8 protein-coding genes are annotated in these 13,097 nt (G+C 35.9%); 2 read left to right on the top strand and 6 right to left on the bottom strand.

The features are described from left to right. Positions 1-22 precede the first annotated feature (22 nt). Positions 23-973, bottom strand: a complete 951-nt coding sequence (bla, locus tag ACXKY9_RS12115; RefSeq protein WP_000636457.1) for a class A beta-lactamase — start codon at positions 971-973, stop codon at positions 23-25. Positions 974-1,278: 305 nt separating this feature from the next. Continuing rightward, positions 1,279-1,707, bottom strand: coding sequence for a DUF5412 domain-containing protein (locus ACXKY9_RS12110; protein WP_000022542.1), 429 nt, complete (start codon positions 1,705-1,707; stop codon positions 1,279-1,281). A 673-nt stretch (positions 1,708-2,380) separates the two neighbouring features. Here ACXKY9_RS12110 and ACXKY9_RS12105 point away from each other — a divergent pair. Next, a complete protein-coding gene (locus ACXKY9_RS12105; RefSeq protein ID WP_000798021.1) occupies positions 2,381-4,492 on the top strand; it encodes a TerD family protein in 2,112 nt (703 codons plus the stop codon). 211 nt (positions 4,493-4,703) lie between these two features. Here the strand turns inward: ACXKY9_RS12105 and cypD are convergent, their stop codons facing one another. Further along, complete coding sequence (gene cypD, locus ACXKY9_RS12100) at positions 4,704-7,901, bottom strand: bifunctional P-450/NADPH--P450 reductase (RefSeq protein ID WP_000412769.1); 3,198 nt, start codon at positions 7,899-7,901, stop codon at positions 4,704-4,706. A 584-nt stretch (positions 7,902-8,485) separates the two neighbouring features. Further along, the gene (locus ACXKY9_RS12095) at positions 8,486-9,964 is read right to left on the bottom strand and encodes a DHA2 family efflux MFS transporter permease subunit (protein WP_000005138.1); all 1,479 of its coding nucleotides are present in this window, start codon (positions 9,962-9,964) and stop codon (positions 8,486-8,488) included. Between the two features lie 427 nt (positions 9,965-10,391). Here ACXKY9_RS12095 and ACXKY9_RS12090 point away from each other — a divergent pair, with 427 nt between their 5' ends. Beyond that, positions 10,392-10,988, top strand: coding sequence for a hypothetical protein (locus tag ACXKY9_RS12090; RefSeq protein ID WP_000373141.1), 597 nt, complete (start codon positions 10,392-10,394; stop codon positions 10,986-10,988). A gap of 130 nt (positions 10,989-11,118) precedes the next feature. On the opposite strand, the gene ACXKY9_RS12085 is transcribed toward ACXKY9_RS12090, so the two are convergent. Further along, complete coding sequence (locus ACXKY9_RS12085) at positions 11,119-11,673, bottom strand: hypothetical protein (RefSeq protein WP_001201799.1); 555 nt, start codon at positions 11,671-11,673, stop codon at positions 11,119-11,121. A gap of 260 nt (positions 11,674-11,933) precedes the next feature. Next, complete coding sequence (gene cuyA / locus ACXKY9_RS12080) at positions 11,934-12,929, bottom strand: D-cysteate sulfo-lyase (RefSeq protein WP_001046617.1); 996 nt, start codon at positions 12,927-12,929, stop codon at positions 11,934-11,936. Between the last annotated feature and the right edge of the window lie 168 nt (positions 12,930-13,097).

Below are 13,097 nucleotides of genomic sequence, written 5' to 3'. Positions count from 1 at the left end.
TAATAATAACTAGTTACTATTATTATTTATTTGTCACTTTTAAAGCATCTAACACTATCTTGGTTGCTTCTGCAATAAGCTTATCATCGTGTTTAGCATCCTCTTTATCATGATTAGAAAGTATCGCAAGAACAATTGGTTTTTTATTTGGTGGCCAAATAATTGCGATATCATTTCTGGTTCCATAAGATCCCGAGCCAGTCTTATCAGCTACTTCCCATCCTCCTGGAACTCCGGCACGAATTAAGTTGTCTCCGGTAGTATTCCTTTTCATCCAATCTATTAATAAATCCCGTTTCTCAGTTGAAAGTACATCTCCTAGCGTAAAAGCCTGAAGACTAGTAGCTAATGCCTTTGGGGTACTAGTATCACGTACGTCTCCTGGAGGCACTTCGTTTAATTCTGGTTCAAAACGTTCAGGATTTGTAACGGTGTCTCCTACTTCTCTTAGTGATTTTTTGAATTCACTAGGTCCACCTAATTGTTTAAGAATAAGATTTTGTGCAGTATTATCACTATATCGAAGAGAAGCATCTGCAAGCTCTTTCAGGGTCATACCACTATCAACATACTTTTCTGTAATTGGATTGTAATTAACAAGATCTTCACGGGTATACAAAACTCTTTGATTTAGATCTTCTATTGATTTCTTTTGTAAAAGTACTCCCACAGCTAAAGCTTTGTGGGTAGATGCGTATGCAAACCGTTCATCTGATTGATAAGTAACGGTTTGATTCGTATCAGTGTCCAATGCATAAATACCGAGTTTAGCATCAAATTCTTTTTCAAGTTTAACAAAAGAATCATTACCAGTAATTTCTTGTTTGATTTGATTTGTTTGTTTCGTTTGTTTAGGTAATTCAGATTGAGTATTACCATCAGAACAGCCTATAAGCGTTGCACATGAAAGAAATACTACAGGTACCATCTTTTTGTAATGTAAAATGTTAAAAAACTTGTTTAAGACTATCATACATTTTCAACCTCTTTCAAGAATATATGTTTTTTAGATGTTATACATATCGATACAATTAAAGAGTGTATCGGATATCACTCTCTTGCATCTCACTTTTCATAAAATGAGTGAACTATCATGAACCCCTGTTTTATACGTATACTTAATAGACAACCTAAATAACAAGTTTGTTCCATTTTTATCAGTAGTCGTATCTAGAAATCTAAAAAAGTCCATTTAGAAAATCTAAATGGACTTTTTCACTCATATAATCCTATCTATAGTTAAACGAATAAGATTAAATAAATTTAATTTTTCTTATTTTATCTAATAAACTGTTTAGGCATTTCTTTAACGTGCTTATCGTCATCACGCCAATCATAGGTTTCTTTCTGTGAAACATCTAAAGTTTGATCTCCAATTCTAACAATATTCTTATTTACCCATTCAATATATGGATCTGTATCTGGATAGTTCCAATATATATTTTTCTCTGAATCTGTATCAAGGTTAACTAATTCACCCCTAACAGCATCCGCACTTAATGATCCTGCATTATGAAAATAAGTCTTGATGAGATATTTTCCATCTGGAGATTTCACTGTTCGAATTAATTCCCCTTTTGGAACACCTTGCAAACTAAAAAGTTTCCAATATCCAAATCCAATTATAATTACTAACATAGTAAGTATAGTTAGTAATACTTTTCTTTTCGTTTTTTTAATTTCACCTTTTGTATTTATAATACTCATTCAACTCCATTCCACAGAACGCATACCATATTATACCATTAAATAAATGGTATAATATATCAAAAATAAAAATCCTCCCGTAATAGCATTATAAAAAGGGCATGTGATGGTCTCCCTATTTATAAAGTGAAACTTTAATCACCCTCACCAATCTGGCTGCCCGTTAATGCGGGATAATCATGAAAATTCCCCTTTAAGAAAAAAATAAAAAATCAGACAGTATACTTGAATTGCTCTTCGCAAGAGAATATACTAATAAAGCAGGCTATGACGTTCCTTCCTTCTAACTTCTTTGGCCAAATAGGGATGTTACTTTCCTGCTAAACACATAGGCTATGACAATTCTTCCTTCTTTGTAGAAATTTCAAATTGTTTTAGAGTTGTCAATTCCCTATGAAAAATAATTAGACTATAAAACCTCTTTCTTCTTTGGGATTGCATAAACTTTAGTTTATCAACCATTGATGTAGAGGTTTTCTTTTCTTAATTAACAAATTACCACTTAACAACTAAATGTTATATCCCTAATTTTCCACTAAAAAATAGCTATGTACCCTCTGTGCATTTTTCTACAATTAGTGTGTTTATACATATAAAAATAAAAATCTACCACTGAAAGGAGGACAGTCAGACTATTCCCCTCTTTTATAAGGCGTGAATAGCTGGCGTTCTCATGAAAAATTCTATTTACATAAGAAGAAGTTTGAAAGTAATTATAAAAAGAGAAGAAAATAAACTACCGAACATTTATTTAGCCACTGTTTTAAAAAACTTGGAAAATTTAGGATTTACTTTTTCCGAGCCTTTAATAGAAGAGTTGCAAACACTTTCGGTTGATGCATTCACATCGTTTTACAAAGAATTGGTAAAACATTTAAAAGAAATGGTTGGAGCACATATTCAGTTTACTCCTATGTATCCAAACTTTCCGCAACAAATGATGGATTTAAGTGACGCTGATTTATACATTAATGCCATTATTCATTATGTGACGTTGCGCCTACCTGTATCAAAAGTAGAAGAACGACTCCCTCTTTTAGATAGAGTTGATTTGAAAGTTATTGACTTAGGAAGTGAAGAAGATTTCAATCAAATGATTTCTCAATTGATTAGTGCAAACAGCTCTATTTCCTCAACTGATAAGACGGATGTAGAATGGGCTATTACACACACTGAAGATGTTTCCTGTTTTCTACCTAATGTAATTCCTCATAAGGAAAATATGTCTTTTATAATTGGGGTTTTATTAATAAACAGAAAAATATCAGCCGATGCTGCTGCAAAGTATTTTAAAACAGCAACTGATGTTCTTCGCCTTGCAGTTGCTTTATCTGAAGGCGATGTGAGTTTAGCATCCTCCGTCCGATTCAAGAAGTTTAACCGAGCAGAAAGACGCTTCCTTTTAGGATTGTTAGAGCAATGCGGAAACATTACCGAAGATATGCTTCGATACAAAAAACGTTGGATTCGTTTAGGTGAAATTCTTCATCCAGCAGAATATCATACTCGTTTCCCAAAAACCCACCGAGCATTTGAGATTCTTCGCAACAACATTAAAGTTGAAACATTTAATGGAAAAATAGAAGCAGCTTTGTTGAATCGTGATATCATGACAGCAAAAAATCTTTTAAAAACTCGCCCGGGGGAATTTGCCAGACGCTTGGATCATTTAATCCGTTTATGTAGTGATAAGTCAACAGATGTTTTCAATATTCTCGAAGATTTTCTAAGTATAATAGGAAACGTTTCTACTCCTGTATTACTTCAACTCACAGCTCATTTTAAGCATCGAAATGATAAAAATGAATTTCGTACCTTTTTTCCAAAGGGAAATGTAGCAAAAGCTATAGGTATCGAAAATACACTTCCATTTATCTCAGAGGATATTTGTTTAATGATTGTAAAAATGTGTGAAGATACTTTAAAAAATCGCTTCGCAGAACTTCCAAGTCTCGGAAAAGTATTTTTGGATGAACAGTTAAAAAATCACTTAGTTCCCTTCTCTCAACGTTCAGCCAGCAAAGCGCTTCGCACATTATCTCGAGGAAGTAAAGTAGATTTGCCAGAAGGAGATACGATTCGTTTTTTCCTATGGTGGAAAGAAGGCTATGTGAATGGACAACATACAGGACGTGTTGACATTGATTTATCTGCTGCAATGTACGACGAAGATTGGCAATACAAAGAACATGTATCCTTCACGAACTTACGTTCAAAAAATTTCAAAGCCTACCATAGCGGAGATATTACTTCTGCACCAAAGGGGGCATCTGAATTCATTGATTTCGATATTCCGTCTGTGCTGAAATATGGTGCACGCTATGTAGTAATGACTTTGCTTTCTTACACAGACCAACCGTATAAAGATTTACCAGAATGCTTTACTGGTTGGATGGTTCGTCAATATCCTGGTTCAGGTGAAATATTTGAACCTTCTACTGTTCAAGATAAAGTGGATATTACTGCCGACACCCAAATCTCTATTCCAGTTATTTTAGACTTAAAGGAACGAAAATTGATTTGGACAGATTTGTCTCTTACGAGAGATCTAACTTATGATAATACCATCGAGGCTAATCAAAAAGGTATGATACTAGTTGGGAAGGCTTTAACTAATTTAGTTAAACCGAATTTATATGACTTGTTCCGATTACATATTGAAGCTAGAGGTGAACTCGTTCAAGACATCGAAGAAGCAGAAAGCATTTTTTCTTTGGATAAAGGGATTACTCCTTTCGATATTGAAAAAATAATATCTGATTTTATAGCTGACTCAAAAGGCTAACTACATTACAAACATTGATAATGCGTGGAAAATATCGATGTATAATGTCTATGTGAAACAGGACCTGATAGATGCATATCAGGTCCTGTTTTTTATTTAGTAGATACTAAATAGTCCGGTTAATCACTATTCATCTAAATACACGATACTAATAAAGTGAAATTTATTCGAAAGAAGTTTATTAGTTAATATGTATCTAATTAAGAAACAGTCATATACCAGCCCAAACATCTTTTCCATATCGCCCTTCATCTTGCACACGATCCAACCAATTTCTTGCTTCTTGTTCACTGACTTCATGAATTTCTTGATACGCTTGACAAAGGGTATCTTCTACATCCGGAGCCATTTTACTTCCATCACCACATATATAAAGATGAGCTCCATTATCTAATAACGAAATTAAATTGATTCTATCTTGTTTTATTAAATGCTGTACATATGTTTTTGGATGTCCCTCTAGACGAGAAAAAGCTGTGTGTAAAGAGATTAATCCATCTCTTTCATCATTTTCTAGTTCTGTACGATAAAGATAATCTTTTTCAGGATGACGACAACCAAAATATAGATGTGCTTCTCCTAAGTTAATACCTTTTTGCTTTTGAACACGACGCGCTTGCAAGAATCCACGGAATGGTGCAATTCCAGTACCTGGCCCAACCATAATAATTGGTGTTTCTGGATCTTTAGGTAATTCAAAGTTTGATTGTGGCGTTCGAATGAAACAGATAATCTCATCTTTATTATGACGCTGAGCTAAGTAATTAGAAGCGACTCCTTCATATGTCCCTTCCCCACTCCATGCAGGCGCATTAACAACACCGACCGTAATGCTCAGACGATTCTGTACAACGAGTGGAGAGCTTGAAATAGAATAGTAACGCGGTTTGAGCGCAGGAAGAAGTTCTAAAAAGCGTTCAAATCGGATTTCACAAGCCTCATACTTTTCAAGAAGGTCCAACATTGAAATCCGTTTCTTTAGTATTTGTTCATGGTAAACTCCTTCTTCTAATAATGCTTCCAATTCTTTTTTATGAGGAGGACATGCTGTGAATGTTACCATTTCTCGTATTTGTGCTCGAGTGGCTGCTTCTTGAACTTCAACACTATAACTAAGAAGGTCCAATAAACTAACAGGACTGTCTAAAGGTATGTGATTTATACTTCGTCCACTTGCACTCAGTATAACTTGATCCTTCCCATTTAATCCAAAGCGTCTTAAAATTCGGTTGATATTTTTCTCGCTATTAACTGGCAGCACTCCAAGGTGGTCTCCTTCTTTATATGTAGCGCCTTCCGGCAAGGATACCTCGATATGTCGTGTACTTCTATCACTGCTGGATGATTGGAGTTCACGATTTTCTAGTATAGACGCATAAACTGCTTCATATGTTCGTGCAAGAGGAGATCCTCCAAGACGACTGACAAATTGCAGACTCAAAGTACTGCGCTCTTTTTCCATATTTTTGTTGAGCTCCAATCCAAATGCCTTCATCGCATCAGACCACATGCTTTGTTTCCATTGCTCGAGCTGTTCCTCAAAATCACCACTTGCATCTGCTTCTCCGCGTTTAGAAAATCTTGTTGCTCCTTTTTGAGCCATCTGCTCATCAATGTATCTTGGAATCCGTTGATAGGTACTAGCCCAATTATGATCTCCACAACCAAAAACTGCGTATTGAACCCCTTTTAGCTCATCTGTTTTTAGTTCCTCCAACCATTGCACAAACTGCCCTGCATTACTTGGCGGTTTTCCATTATAAGAAGAAGTCACAATAAGTACCGCTCCTTCTTTTGGCAAACTTCCAATTCGATCGTTAAGAGCTACCACTTCCGTTCGAACCCCTTCTAAACTAGCTGTATCTGCTAATTCTCTTGCAATACCTTCTGCTACCCCTGTATCCGAGCCATACAGAACAAGAAGTGAAAGATTATCGGCCCCAATAATAGAAGGTGTCTTCTGAACGTGCTGCTTAATTTCATCGTTTTTCAGCTTGTCCTCTGTAGGTGCAAGAGCAGTAGGATGGCTAATAGTTTGTTTTCGGGGTAGAATCCTAATCTTAAAATCACCGGGCTTTAGCGTTAATGTTTGTTTTACATCCAGCTGATAGTTTTGATAATCGATTAATTCAAAATGTTGAAGAAGCATTCCCATTACAAGAGTGGCTTCATGAAGTGCAAATTGCATACCGATACATGCTCTCTGGCCATTTCCAAATGGCTTATAAGCATGATGAGGAACCTTATCCAGCTCTTCAAATCGTTCAGGTTGGAATTCTTCCACATTGTCTCCCCATGCATCTTTATCCCTATGTAGCTGTGGAATAAGAACAGAAATACGATCTTCTCCTTTCTTAATTGGGTATTTCCCGCCAATCACTGTATCTTCTTTTGCATAGAGACTGAATGCTGGAGCGGTAGGCCATAGACGCAGTGATTCATTTAAAATCATCCGTATATACTTCAGTTTCATAACTTGTTGGTATGTTGGAGTAGGATCTGTCAAAACACGGTCTACTTCTTCATAGGCTTTTTTCAATTTATCCGGATTCTTTAATAAAAAGTAAATTGCAAAAGATAACAATCCACTTGTTGTCTCATGCCCAGCTATTAAAAAAGTGATAATTTGGAAACGAATGTTTTCATCATCTAATTTTTCACCAGTTTCCGGATCTTGTACATTTAACATACGGGAAAGTAAATCATTTTCTTCCTGATCTCCACTACTTTTACGTTCAGCAATAATATTATCTACTAAAGAAAACATAGACTGGATATCATGCTGAAATTGACGTTTCGTTCTCCACATAAGTTTGTCTTCTATATCTAACCGCTGTAATTGGTGCATCGCCTCATCTAGAGCACGGGTCATGCTAGTAATAAAAGGATGAGGGGTCTCACGATAAAAGCTATTAAATCGGTAATTAAAACCACATAGACCAATTGTATCTAACGTAAGACGAGTCATATCCTCCGGAACATCCACGTTTTCATTCGGATTAAGCCGTGCCCATTTTTGAACGAGTTGTACAGCAATATCAACCATCATAGCATGGTAATCTTTCATTGCCCGTTGGCTAAATGTAGGCATCAAAATATTATGAGCTTTTTTCCAGTTAGGCTCGTGAGTCTCGCTTGTAAATAATCCGTCTCCAGCAAAGGCGCGAACTTTTGCTAAAGCACCCTCTATACTTTTATCGAACCGTGTTTCGTCACAGACTTCTGCTACCAGTTCATGTCCGGAAACGACAATAATGGTATCACTTAAAGTTTGAATTTGAAAAATGGGACCATACTCTTCCGCTATCTTGATAAAGGATAGGGTCGGTTTATCTTTATCGATTAATGGGAGATTACCCAGCGGTCCATATGTTTTCGGCTGAGGAATGGCAGATACTTTTTTTTCCATTTAAAACACCCTTTCAAAAAAGCATGAAATAACATATCCCATTTAATAAAGAGGAAATAGCAACTAATCGCCTGGGATAAAGATATGTAATTGATTACCTTATTTTATCTTTTCCCTAACTATTCATGATTATGATATTACGTATAAGCTTGGCAATTAGACTTATAACTTGTAGAAAAATACTAAATTAAAATGAAGCGAATAAATATAGTTGGAGCCTTTTAATGTTGGTGTTAAAAGATAATCTAAACTTGTAATGTTTATGAGAAATTGCAAACGGATCTCATCTCTTGTATTTGTTTATAAAAACGATTATTTTGATTCATTTTTCTTCTAAAACACCCCAAAAATAGAGAAGTTGACGAGCTTAAGATTGTAGTATTCGAAAAATCAGTAGTTTAGTTAAACCAATACGATAAGCAAGTATACCGTGTTACTAATGAAAGAGGACCTGATATGAACATCAGGTCCTCTTTTACTATATAATTATTTCCCTGCTTCTTTTAGTTCTTTTCCAGCTTTAAATACCGGCGCCTTAGCAGCAAAAAACTTGTTGGAATCATTATCAAGCGTTTTATTTTTCTCTACCGATTTAGCTTCTCGACAGCTTCCGCACTTGTATCTACACGTTTAACGAAAAAAACTAATAGTAGTGCAACAACATTCATGCCAAGCGCTACATAAAACGAATATTGAATTCCAGATAATAAAGCCTTCTGAGTTACTATTGCCTTCGTAGTTTCTGTAAAGGTTGTTGGATCTATATGAGACATTAAACTTTCAGCTTTTGTTTTTGTTACAGAGTTCATAATCGTAACAAGAATAGCAGTACCAATCGAACCGGACACTTGTTGAGCCGTATTATTAACAGCTGTACCGTGCGGGTTTAAGCGAGTTGGCAATTGATTAAGACCATTTGTCATAAGTGGCATCATAACCATCGCCATCCCAAACATCCGCAGTGTGTAGATAAGAATAATATGTGTGTGACTAGAGTCAATTTGCAGACTTGCCAACATATAAGTTGAAACAGCTGTAATGGAAAGCCCCACTATGCCAAGAATCCGAGGACCATATTTATCAAATAGTTTACCTGTAATTGGTGACATAATCCCCATTATAACCGCACCTGGAAGCATCATCAGTCCAGAGCTCAGCGGAGAAATGCCACGGACGTTTTGTACATAAGCTGGTGTTAAAATCATACCCGAAAACATGGCCACCGCGTTGACAATTGCAATTACAGACGCAAGTGCAAACATTGGGTACTTGTAAACACGTAAATCCAATAACGGCTCATCCATTTTTAATTGACGAATAATGAAAGCAATTAGGGCAATTGCGCCTATGATTAAGGTTGTTAAGACAACTTTATTTGTCCAACCATCGGAGCTTGCAGAACTGAATCCATATAACAAACCGCCAAAACCGACAGAAGATAATAGTAATGAGAGATAATCAAGTTTTGCATTTTTGTTTTGTTTCATGACATTCTCAGATTTCCAAATCCCTAACAGTAAGCTAATGATTGCTAACGGTAAAATCATTTCAAAAAGCAAACGCCAGTCATAATACTCTACAATATAACCTGATAGTGTCGGCCCAATTGCTGGAGCTGTAATCATAACTAGTCCAAAAATCCCCATTGCTGTTCCCCTTTTTTCTCTTGGAAAGCTTACTAGCATAATATTCATTAACAAAGGTCCCATAACTGAAGAGCCTGCCGCTTGAACCATCCGACCAGTAAGTAATAAACCAAAGTTAGGTGCTACAGCCGCTAAGGCAGTACCAAGAATAAAAATCACCATAGATGTAATAAATAGGCTCCTATTCGAGAAACGCGTTATTAAAAATGCTGAGGCCGGAATTAATATACCACTTACAAGCATATACCCTGTAGAAAGCCACTGGATCGTTGAATAATCTTGAATGTTTAAATCTTTCATTATTGATGGCAAGGCTACATTTAAAAGGGAGTTATTTAGAAATGAAACAAATGCCCCAATAAAAAGGATTACAAGCATTACATATGGTGGTTTTCTTTTATGTAATGTTTCACTCATATATTTAATTGCCCCTTCATTATAAATTTCATTGATTCGTTTAAATCGTTTACATATTTGCACAAGAAAACATTACCCTTACAGTATTTTGCCAAACTCTTCGAATGGATATTCTCTTTTTAGCAATTCCACTTGCTCAACATACCATTTTAAAATCTTTTTGTTGATTAAACCTTTATAAAAATGTTTGTTAACGGAATTTAAATTAGGCTGAAATACAAAAAAGAAGCAACTGAAAATCCCCTTCTAAAATAAAGTGAAACTTTACATCAATGGGAATTTTACAGGCAGCGAGAAAAATCAAAAAGACTACGCACCCATTCCTTTAAATACAGGCTTGTAGATCTAGTTATGTAACCATCCATAAAAAGGAATATTACATAGGCTAAGTCTAACATTACATTTTTAAAGTGAGGAGAATAAGCGTATGGACCAATATTGGTATTTGAATTCAAAGGGAAATGGGCAACAATATACTAACCAAATTTCATTATATTCACAGCCCGAAATAACTACATCTGAGGTAATGAATGATTTGAAGCTTCCTGAGAATTGGAGTTACCGAGTCTATCCAGTTAGTTGGGATTCATCAGCCAATTATACGGGGTTCAATCCCCAACCTCCTCCCTTCTCTTGGGGGCAGCAGCCAATTAATTATGCAGAGATACTACCACAAGGTCACCCTGCTAATTGGACTCCATTACCAGGTCATGCAGGTTTTAATTTTCAAAAACCTCCCTTCCCCTGGGCGCAACCATTCAATCATACAGGGATGTTCGCACAAGGTCATCTCGCAGCTTTACTATCGCCGCCAGCTAAGGCTTTTAAATTCAATACCAATAACGGGGGTATTTTCGGAAACTCTCCAGGATGGGGAGGACAGATAAGTCCCATGGGATGGGGGAATAACGGAGGTTACGGGCAGCTGGGAATGATTGGAAACTTACTTACAGCAGGAAAAGGTACCATGAGTGGAATAGGAATGATCAGTAGTCTAATCGGGATGGGGAAGTTCTTCTTTTAGTTAATTAGAACAGGAGAATGTGGCTGTAGCTTTAATCAACCACATTTAAGGACAGTAATCTCCCACCTAACTTCCTAGCATAGCATTCGCGGAAATTTTAGGTGGATATGTATTATTACAAGTTACTGTTTTACTTTGAGTGCTCCTTTACTTTCTTATCAAGTGCCTTACTATAAGCATCTTTGTTTTCCTGTGATAACTCATAAATTGCTTTTTTCCAATGCTCTCCGTCTACACCTGATAAAAATTCAGTACCTTTCATTGTAGCTTCTTGAATCTTCTGTTTATCTTCTTTACCAGCATCCTTAATTAACTTCGTTGCTTTTCTTGCCTCTGTTACCCCTTCTTGTATGGATTTGTGAATGTCTTTGTATGTATCAGGTACTTTTATGTGTTCCATATTGTCTAAAATTTTATCTATCTCGTTTGATGTTTTTAAAACAGCTTTTGCTTTTTCTTTGTCCTTTAAGGATTCTCCTAAGTTTAGTAACAATTCATCCTTCTTAAATTGGAACTCTACCACTTGCTCACATATGTAGTACAGATACTGTTGTTCAGAAATTACTGTTTTCGTTATTGCTTTACTAGTTTGCTCAGTCTTATGAGTAGAATCTTTATCTCCTACCTCGCATCCGACTAACAGCATAAATGGAACTGCTAACGTTACTAGTTTCTTTGCTCTCATTATGTATTCTCCTTGTAGAAAGTATTGTAAGTAATTAACATATCAAACTATAACATACATTACATTATGGTTCACTTCCATTACGCTTTTAAAATGTAAAATAAGAATACACCCCATAAGCCACAAATAAGATTAATAGAATAGAAATGCCGAGTACCGTATATATAATCCATTTTAAATTTGAATTCATATCATCCTCCCGCCTCCCAGCAATTCCATTATATAACAAAAAAGCATTGGATACCCAATGCTTTTTACACTTAAGCAAATAAAGAAGTATTCGCATATAAAGCTGGTGAACCACCTGAATGTACGAATAAAATATTGTCTTCCTTATTAAATTTACCTTTTCTAATTAAATCGATTAATCCCGCTACCGCCTTACCTGTATACACTGGATCAAGTAAAATACCTTCTGTTTTCGCAAGTAACTGAACTGCCTCTACCATTTCCGGCGTTGGTAACGCATATCCTGGCCCTACATATTCATCAAAGCACGTAACAGCGTCGCGCGGGATAAAGTTTGGAATACCAACGTGTGCTGAAGTTTCATCTACAAGTTTTGCTACTTTCTCTTCTTGCTCAGCTTTTCCTCTACTTACGTTAATTCCGATTACAGGAATCTGGCTTTGCGTTCCAGAAAAACCAGTAATTAAACCGGCATGCATACCGCCGCTTCCACTTACACAAACAACTGAACTGAAATCAATTCCTTGCTCAAATGATTGCGCCATAATTTCTTGGGCACAAGCAACGTATCCCATAGCACCCGTAGGGTTTGATCCACCAACTGGAATTACATATGGTGTATTCCCTTTTTCACTTACTTCTTTTGCTACTTTATGCATTTCTTCCATAAGATCTGCTCCGTTCGGTACAACAATTACATTTTCAGCACCTAATAAGTGATATAAGAAATAGTTCCCGTTAAAGTCTCTCTTCTCTTCTGGCTCAAGCCCTTCCTCTAATACAAGGATACATTTCATTTTTTCTTTTACCGCAGCAGCAAGTGTCAGGCGGCAATGATTTGACTGAATACCACCAGCTGTAATTAACGTATCTGCACCATTTTCCTGTGCATCTGCAACTAAAAATTCTAATTTTCTCGTCTTATTGCCACCAGCTGTTAAACCAAGTAAATCATCTCGTTTAAAATAAATAGTCGGGCCACCAAGTGCTTCAGAAAAGTTGTTTAACTTTTCAATTGGTGTATATGATTCTGTATATTTTTTTCTCGGGAATTTAGCTAAATTCATTGTAACGCTCCTTTTGTACTTCTTTCACAATATATGTAACGTTACTATTATTACACGTAAAAATGGTGAAGTCACCTTTCTCGGTTAAAAATGTATTAGAATTTCGTTTTGATAAGTAAAACCGTATTAATGATTTTAACTTAATTACGGTACATGAAATTTACATCA

Source organism: Bacillus sp. 2175 (genome assembly GCF_057812155.1).
This window is presented reverse-complemented; position numbering and strand designations above follow the sequence as displayed.